General features: G+C 69.4%; 17 protein-coding genes. 7 read left to right on the top strand and 10 right to left on the bottom strand.

The features are described from left to right. The 5 genes from BN1701_RS21150 to BN1701_RS21170 form a co-directional block, all read right to left on the bottom strand. Entirely contained in the window at nt 1–786 is a 786-nt protein-coding gene (locus BN1701_RS21150) for an ABC transporter permease (RefSeq protein ID WP_054056004.1), read from the bottom strand. A gap of 97 nt (nt 787–883) precedes the next feature. Beyond that, a complete protein-coding gene (locus tag BN1701_RS21155) occupies nt 884–1,645 on the bottom strand; it encodes a glucose 1-dehydrogenase (RefSeq protein WP_054051496.1) in 762 nt (253 codons plus the stop codon). Between the two features lie 10 nt (nt 1,646–1,655). Beyond that, entirely contained in the window at nt 1,656–3,149 is a 1,494-nt protein-coding gene (locus BN1701_RS21160) for an aldehyde dehydrogenase (RefSeq protein WP_054051498.1), read from the bottom strand. Then, nucleotides 3,149–4,039, bottom strand: coding sequence for a 3-oxoacyl-ACP reductase (locus BN1701_RS21165; RefSeq protein ID WP_157368139.1), 891 nt, complete (start codon nt 4,037–4,039; stop codon nt 3,149–3,151). The genes BN1701_RS21160 and BN1701_RS21165 overlap by 1 nt, the downstream gene beginning before the upstream one ends. 60 nt (nt 4,040–4,099) lie before the next feature. Further along, nucleotides 4,100–4,288, bottom strand: coding sequence for a ferredoxin (locus tag BN1701_RS21170; RefSeq protein ID WP_054056006.1), 189 nt, complete (start codon nt 4,286–4,288; stop codon nt 4,100–4,102). Nucleotides 4,289–4,373: 85 nt separating this feature from the next. Between BN1701_RS21170 and BN1701_RS21175 the strand changes: the two genes are divergently transcribed. Further along, nucleotides 4,374–5,546, top strand: coding sequence for an acyl-CoA dehydrogenase family protein (locus BN1701_RS21175; RefSeq protein WP_054051500.1), 1,173 nt, complete (start codon nt 4,374–4,376; stop codon nt 5,544–5,546). An 11-nt stretch (nt 5,547–5,557) separates the two neighbouring features. Further along, on the top strand, nt 5,558–6,490 hold the full coding sequence (locus tag BN1701_RS21180) for an acyl-CoA dehydrogenase family protein (RefSeq protein WP_054051502.1): 933 nt from the start codon (nt 5,558–5,560) through the stop codon (nt 6,488–6,490). 3 nt (nt 6,491–6,493) lie between these two features. Here the strand turns inward: BN1701_RS21180 and BN1701_RS21185 are convergent, their stop codons facing one another. Next, the gene (locus BN1701_RS21185; protein ID WP_157368140.1) at nt 6,494–7,015 is read right to left on the bottom strand and encodes a hypothetical protein; all 522 of its coding nucleotides are present in this window, start codon (nt 7,013–7,015) and stop codon (nt 6,494–6,496) included. Between the two features lie 95 nt (nt 7,016–7,110). On the opposite strand from BN1701_RS21185, the gene BN1701_RS37890 reads away from it, so the two are divergent. From BN1701_RS37890 to BN1701_RS21200, 4 genes are all read left to right on the top strand, one after another. Continuing rightward, nucleotides 7,111–7,257, top strand: coding sequence for an SRPBCC family protein (locus BN1701_RS37890; protein WP_082859969.1), 147 nt, complete (start codon nt 7,111–7,113; stop codon nt 7,255–7,257). Between the two features lie 140 nt (nt 7,258–7,397). After that, the gene (locus tag BN1701_RS37895; RefSeq protein ID WP_255364644.1) at nt 7,398–7,700 is read left to right on the top strand and encodes an SRPBCC family protein; all 303 of its coding nucleotides are present in this window, start codon (nt 7,398–7,400) and stop codon (nt 7,698–7,700) included. Nucleotides 7,701–7,724: 24 nt separating this feature from the next. Then, complete coding sequence (locus BN1701_RS21195; RefSeq protein WP_369800581.1) at nt 7,725–7,964, top strand: DUF5302 domain-containing protein; 240 nt, start codon at nt 7,725–7,727, stop codon at nt 7,962–7,964. A gap of 74 nt (nt 7,965–8,038) precedes the next feature. Beyond that, nucleotides 8,039–9,190, top strand: coding sequence for a pentapeptide repeat-containing protein (locus tag BN1701_RS21200; RefSeq protein WP_157368141.1), 1,152 nt, complete (start codon nt 8,039–8,041; stop codon nt 9,188–9,190). 162 nt (nt 9,191–9,352) lie between these two features. Here BN1701_RS21200 and BN1701_RS21205 read toward each other — a convergent pair whose 3' ends face one another. Beyond that, entirely contained in the window at nt 9,353–10,447 is a 1,095-nt protein-coding gene (locus tag BN1701_RS21205) for a nitronate monooxygenase family protein (protein WP_054056007.1), read from the bottom strand. After that, nucleotides 10,447–12,033: an acyl-CoA synthetase gene (locus BN1701_RS21210; protein WP_054051512.1), complete on the bottom strand. Its 1,587-nt coding sequence runs from the start codon at nt 12,031–12,033 to the stop codon at nt 10,447–10,449. Before BN1701_RS21210 ends, BN1701_RS21205 begins: the two co-directional genes overlap by 1 nt. 59 nt (nt 12,034–12,092) lie before the next feature. On the opposite strand from BN1701_RS21210, the gene BN1701_RS21215 reads away from it, so the two are divergent. Then, entirely contained in the window at nt 12,093–12,872 is a 780-nt protein-coding gene (locus BN1701_RS21215) for a crotonase/enoyl-CoA hydratase family protein (protein ID WP_054051513.1), read from the top strand. Nucleotides 12,873–12,978: 106 nt separating this feature from the next. On the opposite strand, the gene BN1701_RS37440 is transcribed toward BN1701_RS21215, so the two are convergent. Both BN1701_RS37440 and BN1701_RS21225 read right to left on the bottom strand, forming a co-directional pair. Further along, on the bottom strand, nt 12,979–14,562 hold the full coding sequence (locus BN1701_RS37440; protein ID WP_054051516.1) for a proprotein convertase P-domain-containing protein: 1,584 nt from the start codon (nt 14,560–14,562) through the stop codon (nt 12,979–12,981). A 99-nt stretch (nt 14,563–14,661) separates the two neighbouring features. Further along, on the bottom strand, nt 14,662–16,197 hold the full coding sequence (locus BN1701_RS21225; protein WP_054051517.1) for an acyl-CoA synthetase: 1,536 nt from the start codon (nt 16,195–16,197) through the stop codon (nt 14,662–14,664). Nucleotides 16,198–16,216 lie beyond the last annotated feature (19 nt).

A 16,216-nucleotide genomic window follows, 5' to 3' on the forward strand; every position in this document is an offset into this window, starting at 1 on the left:
TCACAACCCCTTCGGCGGCACGATCTGGAGGTAGATGCCGGTCAGCACGACGTTGATGGCGAACAGCAGCAGGAACGTGATCACGACCGTCTGGTTCACCGCGTCCCCGACACCCTTGGGCCCGCCGGACGGGTTGAGCCCGCGGTAGGCGGCGATGATCCCGGCCACGAAGCCGTAGATGACCGCTTTGATCGTGCTGATCCACAGGTCCGGCAGCTGGGCCAGCGCGTTGAAGCTCGACAGGTACGCGCCCGGCGTGCCGCCTTGCAGAACGACGTTGAAGAAGTAGCCACCCGCGACACCGACCACGCTGACGAGTCCATTGAGGAGGGTCGCGACCACCATCGCGGCGAGCACCCTTGGCACGATGAGCCGCTGGATCGGTGAGACGCCCAGCACCTCCATCGCGTCGATCTCCTCGCGGATCGTGCGCGAGCCGATGTCCGCGCACACCGCCGACCCGCCCGCGCCCGCCACGAGCAGCGCGGTGATCAGCGGGGCCGCCTGCTGCACGATGGCCAGCGCGCTGGCGGCGCCGATGAACGACTGCGCGCCGATCTGCTGGGTCAGCGACCCGAGTTGCAGGGCGATGACGGCGCCGAACGGGATCGCCACCAGCGCCGTCGGCAGGATCGTCACGCTGGCGAAGAACCAGCACTGCTGGATGAACTCGCGGGTCTGGAACGGTCTGCGCGGGGTGAACCGGACGACGTCCCAGGCCAGCGTTGTCACCCGGCCGACCTGGCGCAGGCCGCGCACGACAGCGATGTCGGTTCGCGTGTTCAACGGCTGATCACTCCTGCCGGTCGTCACCGCGGACAGTGTTCGTCAGCACAACGATGCGTCGGCGAACCAGGTACGCGAAAATTTCACAGGTATTACGTTAGAAGGACAGGGCGTGGGTGGTAGTCGCTCCGCCATCGGCGACGAACTCGGAGCCGGTGCAGTACGAGCTCTCGTCGGAGGCGAGGAACAGGACGAGGTTGGCGATCTCGTCGGCCTGACCGGTCCGGCGCAGCGCGACTCGCTTGCCGATGCGGCTCGTGTCGACTTCGATCCCGCCGAGCGCGGTGGGCAACATCTGGGTGTCGATCACGCCAGGGTGCACGGAGTTGACCCGGACGCCGTGCTCGCCGAGTTCCATCGCCGCGACCTTCGTCATTCCACGAATGGCGAACTTGCTTGCGGTGTAGGCGATGACGAGCTGCGCGGCTTTGAGGCCCTCGATCGACGAGACGTTGACGATCGAGCCGCGTTTCGCCTCGATCATGCCGGGCGCGACCGCGCGCATGCCGAGGAAGCAGCCGACCTGGTTGACCCGGATCACCCGCTCGTAGTCGGCGAGCTTGGTGTCCACCAGCGGGCTGAAGTGCAGGATGCCCGCGTTGTTGACCAGCACGGTGACGGGGCCGAACCGGTCGCGGGCGTCGGCGACCGCGCCCGCCCAGTCGTCCTCGTCGGCGACGTCGAGGTGGCGGAAGTACGCGCTGTCACCGAGTTCGTCGGCCAAGGTCTTGCCTTCGTCATCGAGGACGTCGGCGAGCACGACCTTGGCGCCCTCGGCCACGAACCGGCGCGCGGCAGCCGCGCCCTGCCCTCGCGCCGCGCCCGTGATCAGCGCGACCTTGTCATCCAACCGTCCCATTCGGACATCCCTACATGAGTTCGTCGGTGAGCGGCATGAGCACCGTCTTCAGTTCGGTGTACGCCTCGAACGCGGACCGGCCGCCCTCGCGGCCGAGTCCGGACTGCTTGAACCCGCCGAAGGGCAGGTGCGGTTCGACCTGGAAACCGTTGACCCCCACGGTTCCCGCCCGCAGGGCGCGGGCGACGCGGAAGGCGCGGCGGTTGTCGGTGGTGTAGATCCCGGCGCCGAGTCCGTACTCGGTGGCGTTGGCGAGCCGGATGGCTTCGTCCTCGTCGGTGAACGGGACCACCGCGAGGACCGGGCCGAAGATCTCGTCCTGAGCCAGCTCATGGGTGTTGTCCACGTCGGCGAAGATGGTCGGCTGGACGAAGTTCCCCACTCCGTCCACTTTAGACCCACCGGTGACCAGTCTGGCCGTGTCCTTGCCCCGATCGATATAGCCGATCACCCGATCGAGCTGGCGCGGGTTGATCAGCGGGGCGGCGAGGACGGTCGGGTCGAACGGGTCGCCGTAGGTGATCATTCCCGCGAGGAGTTCGGCGGCGCCGAGGAAGGCGTCGTAGACGTCGCGGTGGACCAGCGCGCGGGTGTGCGCGACGCAGGCCTGGCCGGACAAGCCCATCGTGACCGTGCCCATGGTCGTCATCGCGGCCAGGCCGATGTCGGGCGCGTCCGGGAAGACCAGGGTCGGGCTCTTGCCGCCGAGTTCCAGGCTGACCCGCTTGAACGTGCCCGCCGACGCCTCGATGATGCGGCGGCCGACCGCGCGGCTGCCGGTGAAGCTGACCTTGTCGACCAGCGGATGCGTGATCAGGGCTTCACCGGTCGGGTCGCCGGGGCCGGTGACGACGTTGACCACGCCGTCGGGCAGGCCCGCTTCCTGCAGGAGTTCGATCATGCGCAGCACGGTGAACGTCGCGTACTCCGACGGCTTGACCACGACGGTGCAGCCCGCCGCGAGCGCGGGGGCCACTTTCTGGGCGTAGAGCAGGAACGGCGCGTTCCACGGCAGGATCGCCGCGACCACGCCGACCGGCTCGCGGAAGGTCATCGCCAGGTGGTCGCCGCCCTGGTACGGCGGCAGGGTCTCGCCGCCGATCTTGTCGATCCAGCCCGCGTGGTGCTCGAAGACGTCGGCGGCGGCCTCGACCGACGTGGCGTAGATGCCGCCGAAACTGAGCGGGACGCTGTTGTCGAGGGCTTGGAGGGCGCGCAGCTCGTCGGCGTGTTCGCGCAGGAGGGCGGCGTAGCGGTGCAGGGCCTTGATCCTGACCGTCGCCCGCGCCCTCGGCCACGTTCCCTCGTCGAACGCTGTCCGCGCGGCCCGCACCGCGCTGTCCACATCGGACGCACTGGCCACCGCGAACTCGCCGATGGCCTCGCCGCTCGCGGGGTGGATGTGGGTCCAGGCCGCTTCAGTCGAGCGCCACTTGCCGTCGATCAGGATGCCCTGGCTGGGCAGGCCGACACGAGCGGCGTGGGACGCCACGGTGAGGGTCATCAGCTCTCCTTGCTGAGCGCGAGGATGTCATCCGCCGCGAACGAGCGAGTCGGGTCGCGGTCGGCGAAATAGCCGCCGACCTGGGTAGCAAGCGTTTGCGGTGTCCACTGGTCGGCGTCGAACCGGCGCTCGACCGTTGGCGGGGCGAGCAGGGCGACCATGCCGCTGTGCACGACGAAGACCTGCCCGGTGACCGCGTCGGCGGCGGGCGAGGCGAGATAGGCGACCAGGGGCGCGACCTGGTCGGGCGAGAGCGGGTCCGGGCCGTCGGGGGCGTCGCCGAAGACGTCCTCGGTCATCGCGGTGCGGGCGCGGGGGCAGATGGCGTTCGCACGCACGCCGTAGCGGTTCAGCCCGCGGGCGGTGGCCAGAGTCAGCGCGACGATCCCGCCCTTGGCGGCGGCGTAGTTGGCCTGTCCCGCCGAGCCGACGAGGAACGCCTCCGACGCGGTGTTGACCACCCGGCCGTAGACCGGGCCGCCCTTGGCCTTGGACTCGGCCCGCCAGTGCGCGGCGGCGTTGCGGGACAGCAGAAAATGCCCACGGAGGTGGACCTTGAGAACCAGGTCCCACTCCTCGTCGGACATGGAGAACAGCATCCGGTCGCGCAGCAGGCCCGCGTTGTTGACCACGATGTCGAGGCCGCCCCGGTCGAGCGCGGCCGCGGTGAGCGCGTCGGCCGTCGCCCGGTCCGCGACGTCACCCTCGACCAGGACGGCCTTGCCGCCCGCGGCCTCGACGTCGGCGACGACGTCTCCTCCGGTGCCACCTGGCAGGTCGTTGACGATCACCACCGCACCCTGGGCGGCCAGCGACAGCGCCTCTGCGCGGCCCAGTCCGGCGCCCGCGCCGGTCACCACGGCGACTTTGCCGTCGAGGTCCACGGACATGACGTCTCCTCGGGGTGAGTGGAACGTCAGACTAGAATCTGTTCTCGTTTTGGGCAACCCTCAGGCGCGCAGAGTCAGCGCCACCTTCGGACAAGACGCGACCGCCTGAGCCACTCGCCGCGGGTCAATATCACCGTCCGGCTCGCTTATGTGCAGTTCATCGTCGTCATCCAGCTCGAACACCTCGGGCGCGACGCCCACGCAGACCCCATTGGCCTCGCACTGGTCCCGATCCACTTCGATCTTCACAGCAGCCTCCTCCACGAACAGAGAACGTGTTCCACCTTAGCGTGCTACGTTGCTGATGGAACGTGTTCTCTTCCGGGAGGCTGCCGTGCGGATCGCCTATACCGCCGAACAGGAACGCCTGCGCGCCGAACTGCGCGCCTACTTCGCCGACCTGATGACCCCCGACGTCCGCGACGCCCTCACCGGCGGCGAGTACGGCACCGGCGAGGTCTACAAACAGGTCGTCCGCCGCATGGGCGCCGACGGCTGGCTCGCCATGGGCTGGCCCGCGGCGCACGGCGGCCGAGGCGGCTCGATGCTCGACCAGCTCATCTTCACCGACGAGGCCGCCATCGCGGGCGCCCCGGTGCCGTTCCTGACGATCAACACGGTCGGTCCGACGATCATGAAGTTCGGCACCCCGGCGCAGAAGGAATTCTTTCTCCCCCGCATCGCCCGCGGCGAACTGCACTTCTCGATCGGCTACTCCGAGCCGGAGGCGGGCACCGACCTGGCGAGCCTGCGCACCCGGGCGGTCCGCGACGGCGACTCGTATGTGATCAACGGCCAGAAGATGTGGACCAGCCTGATCCAGTACGCCGACTACCTCTGGCTGGCGTGCCGCACGGATCCCGAAGCGGCCAAACACAAGGGCCTGTCGATCATCATCGTCCCGGTCGACGCCCCTGGATTCTCCTGGACACCGGTCACCACCATGGCGGGCCCGAGCACCAGCGCGACGTACTACTCAGACGTGCGAGTGCCGGTGACGTCACTGGTCGGTGTGGAGAACGAGGGTTGGCAGCTGATCACCAACCAGCTCAACCACGAACGGGTGGCCCTGACCTCCGCGGCGCCGATCCAGCAGTCCCTGGCGGAAGTCGTCGAGTGGGCCCGGGAGACGAAGCTGCCGGACGGATCGCCGGTCATCGCCCAGGAGTGGGTCCAGATCCACCTGGCCCGCGTGCACGCCAAGGTCGAGTACTTGAAGCTGATGAACTGGAAGATCGCCTGGGGCGTGGGGAAGCTGAGCCCAGCGGACGCGTCGGCGACGAAGGTGTTCGGCACCGAGTTCGCCACGGAGGCGTACCGGCTGCTGATGGAAGTCCTCGGCCCGGCGGGCATCGTGCGCACGGGCTCACCAGGTTCGGTGCTGCGCGGCCGGATCGAACGCCTGCACCGGTCCTCCCTGATCCTGACCTTCGGCGGCGGCACCAACGAGGTCCAGCGCGACATCATCGCCACCGTCGGCCTCGGCCTGCCCCCCGCCCGCCGCTGAGAGGACTAGCAGTGGATTTCTCCCTCACCGAGGCCCAGAACGACCTCGCCGGCTTGGTCCGCTCCTTGGTCGACACCTCTCGTCCATTGTGGAATGTCCTGGACGAGGCGGGCGTGCTGTCCGCCGCGCTCCCGACATCGGTGGGCGGCTCCGGCTTCGGCCTGCTCGAACAGTGCACGATCGCCATGGAACTGGGTCGCGCCGCCGCGTCAACCCCGTATGCGTCCTGGGTGACGGCCTGTTCGGCGCTGGCGTCGATGGAGGGATCGCCTACCTGCGCGGTCATCGATGATCCACTGGACCCGGTGGAGGCGACCGGCGGACGCCTGTCGGGAACGAAGATGCTGGTCCCGGAAGGGGATGTGTTCGCGGTGACAGCGGGCGCAGACGCCTACGTCGCCAACGCCACCGATCCCGGCGTCTCCGTCACGGCGCAGGAACTTGTCTCGGGGAATGCCCTCATGGTGACCTTCTCCGACACCCCGGCCCGCCGCCTCCCCGACACCGCCGCCTCGATCTCGCAGAACCTCACGGCGCTGACCTGCGCCGAAGCACTCGGCGTCCTGGAGGAAGCCCTGCGCCGCACCGCGGCCTACGCGGGCGAACGAGTCCAGTTCGGCAAACCGATCGGCACCTTCCAAGCGGTGACCCAGCGACTCGCGGACGCCTACATCGACGTCGCGGCTGTTCGGCTGACCCTCTGGCAGGCGGCTTGGCTGCTGAGTGAGGGGCTGCCCGCCGAGGCCGAGGTCGCCACCGCGAAGTTCTGGACCGCCGACGCCTGTCACCGGGTGGCCCATACCGCCGTCCACGTGCACGGCGGCGTGGGCCTCGACACGAGCCACACCTTGCAGAAGTACTTCACCGCGGCGAAGCGCCTCGAGTTCACCCTCGGCGATGCCACCGCTCAGCTGAAGGTCATCGGTAGCTGTCTCGCACAGTGAGAGTCAGAAGTGTCGGGGCAGCATGTTCATCGACTCGCGGGGGCGGGCGGGTCTGGGCACCCTGGTCATGGCCCGTACCCGGCGGGTGCGCCCGTGTTCGGCCAGGAGCACCAGTAAATCGCCGACGGCGACGGCGGCCAGTTTGCGCTGCGCCCAGTCGGACGCGGCCAGGACGGCGGCTGGGTCCACCGGCAGCCCGGCGAACACGTCCCGCAGCAATCGCCACTCAGCCAGCCGCTCACGCACAAAGTCAACGCGCGCGACAGCGGGGGCCACGGCCTCGGCCCACGCGCAGTAGTCGGCGGCGGAGCGGGCCTTCTCCTCGATCCGGCTCACCACGGCCGCCACCGCCATGGCCTCGTCGGGGTCACGGAGGACGTGTTCGAGGAAGGCCCGCTCATCGGCGGGCCGGGCGTCGCGGTACCACTCGAACCGCAGGTGTTCGTCGGCGGCCAGGGCCGCCGGGTCATGGTCTGCGCAGCCGATCAACTCCGCCACGCACGCGATGTGGTCGCCTAGATTCACGCGTTCCCTCCGGGCACACAGGGTAACCGCTCACCTGCCGTGATGATCAACCAGGTCGACCCCGCGCATCGGCGTGGATCAGTAGGGTGACGGGTATGCGGTTCAGCGCCGAAGTGGTCATCGACGCCAGTGCGGAGCGGGTTTGGGCGGTCTACGCCGACGTCGCCCGGTGGCCGGAGTGGACCAAGTCCGTCACCTCCGTCACACCGCTGGACCCCGGCCCGCTGCGGCTAGTGCGCTGACCACGAACCTTCACCGGGTCTCGACCTGCCCACGACGCGCCTGGCCGCGTTGTCGGAAAGCCCAAGTACAACCCGGTACTACGGTCTTCCCTCCGCCTTGCCAGCCACGCCGTGGACAGGCCGATACCCGGCGAACGTCCGTGGTCAACGCACTAGGGCAGCGGGTGCGCATCAGCCAGCCCAAGCTCCCCACGACGGTCTGGACCGTGACGGCGCTGGACGAGGGCAAGTCCTGGGAGTGGACCGCGACCGGCCCGCTGGCGCGCACGGTGGCCACCCACACCGTCACCCCGGACGGCGATGGCTGCCGGGCCACCAACGCCATCGACCAGAGCGGCCCGCTCGGGGTGCTGATCGGTAAGCTCGCGGCGGGCCTGACCGACCGCTATCTGGTCATGGAGGCCGAAGGCCTCAAGGCCCGCGCTGAATCCGCGGCCCGTTAATCAAGTCGACCACACGCCACAGTCGTGCGACGCTGGCCGAACGGGCACGACGAACTACTGGAGGTCCCCATGTCCGAACAGCCGGAGAACCCCGCCCCCGAGGACGGCGAGGAACTGGACCTCAAGAGCAAGTTCCGCGCCGCCCTCGAACGCAAGCAGGCCCGCTCCCAGAGCGGCGAGGGCCACGCCGACAGTGGCTCCAAGGTCCACGACGCCCACGGCCGGGCCGGGGCCAAGCGCCAGTTCCGCCGCAAAAGCGGCTGAGGCGACCGCGCCGCCGCGCCACCACCGGGTGACGCGGCGGCTCGTGCGGTGCCTTCCTTAGTAGTTTGGCCGGTGTGAGGAGTGCAGGCAGGCTCCGGCTGACGCGGCCCCGGCGCCGATCACCGGTGCGCAGGCTCCTGGCCTGGCGCGGGTGGGCGAGCGCACCCGCCACCGTCGGCGTCGTCGTCCTCCTCGCGGGCCTGTATTTCACCGCCCAGACCCTGATCGCGACGCAGGCCCAGTCGAAGGCCACTCAGGACCAGGTCCGCCTCGCCGAACGCGGCCAGAACACCGACCGGTTCGGCCGGGCGATCGACCAGCTCGGGGCCGAGAAGATCGACGTGCGGCTCGGCGGGGTCTACGCGCTCGAACAGCTCGCCCGCGACCAGCCCGGGTTCGTCGACATGGCCGAGGACGTCTTCTCCGCGTTCATCCGCACCCACGCCCCGGCTCACATGCCTTGCGCGTCCGGCACCGCTGTTGACGTCCAAGGAGCGCTGACCGCCGTCGGACGGCTGCGGCAGCCCCGGGAGACCTGGTCGTACCGGCTGGAGGTGGACCTCTCCGACACCTGCCTCGCCGGGGCGGACCTGCGCGGAGCGATGCTCCAGCAGGTCGACCTCAACGGCGCCGACCTCAGCGGGGCGGAGTTGCACGGCGCCATCCTGCGCCGTGCCGACCTGAGCGGGGTGCGGCTCGACGGGGCCGGGCTGCGCGACGTCGATCTCGAGTCCGCCCAACTCTCGCCGGTGTCGGCCCAGGGCGGCGACTTCGGCGGGGCGAACCTGCGCGACGCGCGCCTCGGGGGGAGTCTCGCGGGGGCGGCGTTCTACGGGACGGTCATGACGAACGCGACCGGCCAGACCGTCGACTTCACCGGTGCCACCTTCAACGACACCCGCGCGGACGCCCTGCGGCTGGCCAGGGGGAACTTCACCGGGATCACCGCGTGGTCGGCGGATTTCTCGAACTCCTACCTGGGCGGGTCGGTCTTCGCGGGAGCGAACTTCGCCGACGTGACCCTGCGCGGCGCGGACCTGACCGGCGCCGTCATCACCGCCGTGACCTTCTGCGCCTACCGCGGTGACCCGGAGGACCCGACGTGCGTGGAAACCTCGGCGGACCTCAGCGGAGCGGTCCTGCGGAACGCCGACCTCACCGGCACACCCCGGCGACTGCTGCGGCTCGACGGCGCCGACCTCACCGAAGTCACCGGCCTGGGTTAGAGCGCGTCTGAGGACTGGCGTGCGTGAGAGTCGTGATCGAGATGGCTCCTGGCGGTGCGGCCGGATCGTCCGCATACCGGAGTTGTCTGTGGGCGTATCCGGCCGTGCCGCCAGGAGCCATCTCGGCGCGGCTATCGCGTGCGCCAGTCCTCAGACGCGCTCTTACAGCGCGCTGAGGCGTTTCAGTGTCTCGTCCAGTTCGGACAGCAGGTCGGTCATGACGGCGGCGACCGGGCGGATCTCGTTCATCGAGCCGACGATCTGGCCGACCGGCATCGCCAGCACGTCCGGGTCGCCCGCCCGGCTCATCTGCTGGTGGGCGCCGCTGACCAGCAGGTTCTGCAGGGGCATCGGCAGCGGTGTCGGCGCGTCCGGGCCTTCCCAGGCCTCGGTCCACTGGTTCTTCAGCAGGCGCGCGGGTTTGCCGGTGTAGATCCGCGAGCGCACGGTGTCGCTCGATGAAGCCCGGACCAGAGCCTCCTGCAACGCTCCCGCGCTCAGTTCCCGATACTCCTCGGTCGCCAGCCAGATCGACCCCATCCACGCGCCGACCGCGCCCAGTGCCAGGGCGGCGGCGATCTGCCTGCCCGAGCCGATGCCGCCCGCGGCGAGGACCGGCACGCGGTCGCCGACCGCGGCCACGATCTCCGGGATCAGCACCATCGAGGCGATCTCGCCGGTGTGGCCGCCCGCCTCGTATCCCTGCGCCACCACCACATCCACGCCGTTCTCGACATGCCGGACCGCGTGCGCCGCTTTGCCCGCCAGTGCTGCCACCGGCACGCCGCCGCGGTGGGCGCGGTCGATCACGTCGGCGGGCGGGGACCCCAGCGCGTTGGCGATCAGCGCGATCGGGTGTTTCATCGCGATGTCCACATGGGACCGTGCGACCGAGTGCAGCCACCCGAGCACGCCGTCGGACGCCTCGCCATCGGGCAACGGCGGCACGCCCAGCCTGCGCAGCGTGCTGTCGACGAAGTCGCGGTGGCCCTGGGGGACCAGCGATCCGAGGTCGACCTGCGTGCCCTCCACCGGCACCGCGGCGGGCATCACGATATCGACGCCGTAGGGCTTGCCGTCGCAGTTGGCGTCCATCCAGTCGAGGGCGGCGTCGAGTTCGTCGGGGTCGTTGAACCGGACACAGCCCAGCACACCGAGGCCGCCTGCCCGGCTGATCGCGGCGGCGACGTGTTCCGACGGCGTGAACCCCACGATCGGGTGATCCACGCCGACCAGGTCGCACAGCACCGTGCGCATCAGGCGCGGGCGGGCGCGGCGGCCCAGGTCGGGGCGTTGTCCGCCGCGTGCGCCTTGGCCCACCGGTAGTCCGGCTTGCCGCTGGGCAGCCTGCCGACCTCGTCGACGACCCACAGGCTGCGCGGTGCCTTGTAGCCCGCCAGTTCGGTGTGGACATGGGCGTCGAGTGCGGCGAAGTCCGCCTCCGCGTCGGGGCGCAGCTGCACCACCGCGGCGACCCGCTGGCCGAGGCGCTCGTCGGGGATCCCGATCACCAGCGCGTCGAACACCGAGGGGTGCGACTTGAGCGCCGACTCGACCTCTTCGGGGAACACCTTCTCGCCGCCGGTGTTGACGCACATGTTGCCGCGGCCTAGCAGCGTGATCGTGCCGTCGTCCTCCAGCCGCGCGTAGTCGCCGGGCACGACATACCGCTTGCCGTCGATCTCCACGAAGATCGTCGCGCTCTTCTCCGGGTCCTTGTAGTAGCCGAGCGGCACGTGCCCGCCGCGGGCCAGCCTGCCGGTCTCGCCCACCTCTACCGGCCGCGCGTCGTCGTCGATCACCAGCACGTCCGGGCCGCGCCGGACCCGCGGGCCGCCGGGGCTGGACTCCGCTCCCTTGGCGACCATGCCGATGCCGTTGAAGCCCGACTCCGACGACCCGATGGCGTCGGTGATCACCACGTTCGGCAGCGCGTCGAGGTACTGCTGCTTGACCGCGCCGGAGAACAGCGCCGCGTGGCTGGAGATCGCCAGCAGCGACGACGCGTCGTAGCCGCCGACGTGCAGGGCCTCGATGATCGGCCGGGCCATGGCGTCCCCGACAAGGGTGACCACCTTGACCCGGTGCCGCTCGATGGCCCGCCACACGTCGTGCGGGTCGAACTTGGGGACCAGCACAACGGTGTCGCCCGCGAAAAGCGCCGCCAGTGCCGCCCATTGGGCCGCGCCGTGGATCAGTGGGGCGCAGGCCAGCCGGGTCAGGCCGCCGGTGACCTGGCCCTGGCGGGACTGGGCCCACTCGTCGGGCAAGGGTTGGCCGGAGAGGAAGTCGATCCCGCCGCCGAGGACGCGCCAGATGTCGGCCTGCCGCCACATCACGCCCTTGGGGCTGCCGGTCGTGCCGCCGGTGTAGAGGATGTAGAGGTCGTCGGGGCTGCGTTCGTCGAAGTCGCGCTCAGCCGACCGGCCCGACTTGGCCGCGTCGATGCCCTCGATCGTGAGCGTCGCGGTCAGCGTGGGGACGTCCGGGCGCACGGCGGCGACCCGGTCGGAATAGCTGTCCTCGTGGACGAGGGCGACGATGTCGGCGTTGTCGAACAGATATCGCAACTCGTTCTCGACGTACCGGTAGTTGACGTTGATGGGCACCGCGCGCAGCTTGTACACCGCGATCATGGTCTCGATCGCCTCGATCGAGTTGGTCGCGTACAGGCCGACGTGCGACCCCTTGCCCACTCCCTGTTCGGCCAGGTAGTGGGCCAGTTGATTGGCTCCGGCCTCAAGCTCGGCGAAGGTCAGTGACCGGTCGCCGCAGGCCACGGCGACCCGTTCGGGGAACAGGTCCACCGCGTGTTCGAACAAGTCCGCGATTGTGAGCGCCATCGCCCTAAAGTAGAACGTGTTATCGTTCGTGGCAATCCCCAGTTGCGAGGAGGATTCGCATGCCGGACTGCCTGGTCGAGCGGCACGGGCCCGTGCTCGTCGTGACGATGAACCGCCCGGAGGCCCGCAACGCCCTCTCCGGCGAGATGATGTCGATCATGCGCACGGCCTGGGACCAGGTCGACGAGGACCCTTCGGTGCGCGTGTGCGTACTGACCGGCGCGGGCGGCGCGTTCTGCGCGGGCGCCGACCTCAAGGCGATGACCACCACCCATCCGGGCGAGAAGTTCTCCGGCGGCGGGTGGGACCTGTCGGTGATCGAGGCGCTGCTCAAGGGCCGCAGGCTGACCAAACCGCTGATCGCCGCGGTCGAGGGTCCGGCGATCGCGGGCGGTACGGAGATCCTGCAGGCGACGGACATCCGGGTGGCGGGCGAGAGCGCCCGCTTCGGCGTCTCGGAGGCGCGGTGGGGGCTGTTTCCGCTCGGCGGATCGGCGGTCCGGCTGCCGCGGCAGATCCCGTACACGGTGGCGGCGGACCTGCTGCTCACCGGGCGGCACATCACCGCGGCGGAGGCCCGCGACATCGGGCTGATCGGCCACGTCGTGCCGGACGGCCAGGCACTGCCCAAGGCGCTGGAACTCGCCGAGACCATCGCGGCCAACGGCCCACTGGCGGTGCGGGCGATCCTGCGGACCATGCGAGAAACCGAGGGCATGCCCGAGAACGACGCGTTCAAGATCGACGCGCGGCTCGGCACGGAGGTCTTCCTCAGCGACGATGCCAAGGAAGGCCCCCGCGCCTTCGCCGAAAAGCGCAAACCCCGCTTCACCGGATAGTCCACGAACCGCACCTAAGGGGCACCGTGACGGCGGCCGACCACGGCTACCGACGGACAGGAGGTTCGCTCGATGGTGACCAACCGTAGAATTCCGGGGTGGCGGACTAGTACTGGAGGGACCAGGCGTCGATGTAGCCGGTGTCGTAGCGGGCGACGTCCTGGACCTTGAGTTTCCAGGTGCCGTTGGCGACCTCGGTCGACGCGTTCACCGTGTACGTCACGATCACATTGTCCGCCGAGTCGCTGGACGACGAGTTCTTCAGCCGGTACGCCGATCCGTCCGGCGCGACCAGGTCGATCACCACGTCGCCCCGCCAGGTGTGCTTGATGTCGACGTTGACCTTCAGCGTCGACGGCGCGTTGCCCGGCTGGCCGGTCACCACGACGTCACTGGTCACGGCCGCGCCCGGCGAGTCCGCGATGGTGACGTTGTTGGTGTTCTCGAACTTGCCACCCGGCGGCGGAGGCGGCGGGGTGCCGCCACCGTTGTCGATCAGGTCCTTGATCTCCGGGTAGATCAGCTCGATCCGGGTGCCCTCGTTCAGGCAGCCGCCCAGGTGGTGCAGCGCGATGACCTTGTTCGACGACGCCGCGAGCACCGGCGACCCCGACGACCCACCGCTGGTGTCGCAGTAGTACCCCATGTTGATCGAGTCGCTGTTGGGGTTGTCGACGTCGCACGTCGCGCCGCCCTGGGTGTCCTCGAAGATCGACAGCTCGTTCGGGTCGCCGTCGCCGTGGCCGGTGATGTAGATGCGCTCGTTGCGCACGGGCGCGCGGACGTCGAGCAGCAGGTACCCGAAGGACTCGATGCTCGCGAAGTTGTTCACCGAGAAGAGCGTGTAGTCCAGGTTCGCGCTGGTCTTGAGGAACTGCGCGCCGGTCACCTTCACCGCGGGCTTGGGGTTGTTGCCCCCACACGTGGCGCAGGCGTAGTCGAACCACATCTCCATCGACGCCAGCTGGGAAGCCGTGCCGATGCAGTGGTTGTTGGTCATCAGCCGGTTGGTCGAGCCGAGCCGCCACGCCGTGCAGTGCGACGCGCCGTTGTAGAGGATCTTCGCCACCGACCGGGACTTGCCGTACTCGGTGGGGTGACTTTGCTGGTAGCAAACAGAATCGCGGCGCGCGTCGGTCTGGCACACCGAGAGGATGCCGAGGTCGCGCTGCGCCTGCTCGGCCTTGGAGTAGCCGCGGAAGTACTTGTCCACGACGACCCCGGTGTCCGAGGTGGACGGTGCGCGGCCCGCGCGGTGCAGCGTGACGACGGCGGTGTCGCCGGTGATCGACAGCGCCCAGAACCCGCTGCCCTGGCGGGTGTGGAGGGAGTCGGTCGCGGCGGCCTCGCCCTTCGTCGGGTCGCCGCTGTAGGTGTGCACCTCGGCGCCGGTCGGATCGGACACCGTGACGCGGTCGCCGTCCGCCAGCGCGAGTGCGGCGAAGTGCACCTTGACGTAGGACGAACCCGGCCTGCTGATCACCTGCCGCGCGGTCCGCGCGGCGTAGTCGATCCGCACATCGGCGACCTGTTCCTCACCGACCTGGTACGCCCGCGGACTGCCCTCACTCCGCGCGGGCGTGGTTGTCTCGTCCGGCGTGGCCGCCGCGGTCGGCATCGAACCGGCGGTGAGCGCGGCTGCAGAGCAGGTCAGCAGCAGCACGCGGGATATCTTCCGGAGAATCTTCATCGCAGGGGAATCTCCTTTCGTGTCGCACATGCGACACGAAAAGACTTAACAGACGGCGATCGGGGCTAGTACCACCATTTCACCGTTGCCATTCCCAGATCAGGCGTTCAGATAACCCTCGCGAAGTCGCCTCTTGTAAAGCTTGCCGTTGGGGTCGCGCGGGAGTTCGGCTAGATAGTCGATGGTGCGAGGCAATTTGAATTTCGCAAGCCTGCTCGCGGCGAACGACAGGATGTCGTCGGTGAGGGCCGCCGAGCCCGCCACCCCGTCCACCGGCTGCACCACGGCCTTGATCTCCTCACCCCAGTCCGCGTGCGGCACCCCGAACACGGCCACGTCGGCGACTTTGGGGTGGCAGGAGATCTCCCCTTCGATCTCGGCGGGATAGACGTTCACCCCGCCGGTAATGATCATGTCGCTTTTCCGGTCGCAGAGGAATAGATAGCCGTCCTCGTCGAGATAGCCGATGTCGCCGAGGGTGAACAGTTCACCGACGCGCGCGGCCCGCGTCTTGGCCGCGTCGCCGTGATACTCGAAGGTGGACGTGCCCATGCGCAGATACACCAGGCCCGCCGTGCCGGTGGGCACCTCGGCGCCGTCGTCGTCCAGGATTCGGACCACCGAGCCCGGCCACGGCAGCCCGACCGAGCCGGGTTTGCGCAGCCATTCCTCGGCGGTGATGGTCGTGCCGCCGCCCTCGGTCGCCGCGTAGTACTCCACGACCACCGGGCCCCACCAGTCCAGCATCCGCCGCTTCACCTCGACCGGGCACGGCGCCGCGCCGTGGATCATCACGCGCAGCGAGGACGGGTCGAAGGCGGCGCGGACGTCGTCGGGCAGGGCGAGCAGGCGGTGGAACTGCGTGGGCACCATGTGGCTGTGGGTCACCCGATAGCGCTCGATCAGCCGCAGCATCTCGCGCGGCTCCCAATGGTCCATCAGCACCGCCGTGTGTCCTAATTGGATGGACGTGACCACGAAGTTGATGACGGCGGTGTGGTAGAGCGGTGAACCGCACAGATGCACGTGCCGGTGGAACGGTTTCAGTCCGAAGATCCCGAAGAACCACTCGGCGGCGGGCGGGACCAGGTCCGGGTCGGTTCCGGCGAGCGGGCGGCGGACGCCCTTGGGCCTGCCGGTGGTGCCCGAGGTGTAGAGCATCGGCGAGCCCTGAGTGCGCACGTCCGGCCGCTGGGCGGGCTCCCCCGCGCCGAGCCGGTCCAGTGGCTGGAACCCGGCGATCTCCCCGACGGCCAGCCGCCCTTCAGCGGGCAGCCCACTGCGCGCGGCGGCGTCCGAGGCGGACTCGGCGAAGCGCGCGTCGGCGATGAACACCTTGGCGCCGCTGTCATCGATGAGGTACGCGATCTCGGCGCCGACGAGATGCCAGTTCGCCAGGACCGCGTAGAGGCCGGTCTGGACGGCGGCGAAGTAGGTGGCGAGCAGGTCGAAACCGTTGGGCAGTAACAGGACCACACTGTCGCCCGGCCGCAGTCCCATCGCTTGCAGACCACGGCCGTAGCGATCGGCGGCGGCGGCCAGTTCGCCGTAGGACACCTCTCTGCCGTCTGGACAGACGACGGCGGTCGCGTCGGCGTCGTCGCGGGCGATGTTCCACAGACCGATCGAGCGCATCTCGCCAATCTAGAACGCG

Source organism: Alloactinosynnema sp. L-07, assembly GCF_900070365.1.
In the GTDB taxonomy this organism is placed as follows: Bacteria; Actinomycetota; Actinomycetes; order Mycobacteriales; family Pseudonocardiaceae; genus Actinokineospora.

Bases quoted from the DNA above. Each gene is read 5' to 3' on its own strand.
- BN1701_RS21155 (WP_054051496.1), bottom strand. From the start codon at position 1,645: ATGGGACGGTTGGATGACAAGGTCGCGCTGATCACGGGCGCGGCGCGA.
- BN1701_RS21160 (WP_054051498.1), bottom strand. From the start codon at position 3,149: ATGACCCTCACCGTGGCGTCCCACGCCGCTCGTGTCGGCCTGCCCAGC.
- BN1701_RS21165 (WP_157368139.1), bottom strand. From the start codon at position 4,039: ATGTCCGTGGACCTCGACGGCAAAGTCGCCGTGGTGACCGGCGCGGGC.
- BN1701_RS37890 (WP_082859969.1), top strand. From the start codon at position 7,111: ATGCGGTTCAGCGCCGAAGTGGTCATCGACGCCAGTGCGGAGCGGGTT.
- BN1701_RS21205 (WP_054056007.1), bottom strand. From the start codon at position 10,447: ATGCGCACGGTGCTGTGCGACCTGGTCGGCGTGGATCACCCGATCGTG.
- BN1701_RS21210 (WP_054051512.1), bottom strand. From the start codon at position 12,033: ATGGCGCTCACAATCGCGGACTTGTTCGAACACGCGGTGGACCTGTTC.
- BN1701_RS21215 (WP_054051513.1), top strand. From the start codon at position 12,093: ATGCCGGACTGCCTGGTCGAGCGGCACGGGCCCGTGCTCGTCGTGACG.
- BN1701_RS37440 (WP_054051516.1), bottom strand. From the start codon at position 14,562: ATGAAGATTCTCCGGAAGATATCCCGCGTGCTGCTGCTGACCTGCTCT.
- BN1701_RS21225 (WP_054051517.1), bottom strand. From the start codon at position 16,197: ATGCGCTCGATCGGTCTGTGGAACATCGCCCGCGACGACGCCGACGCG.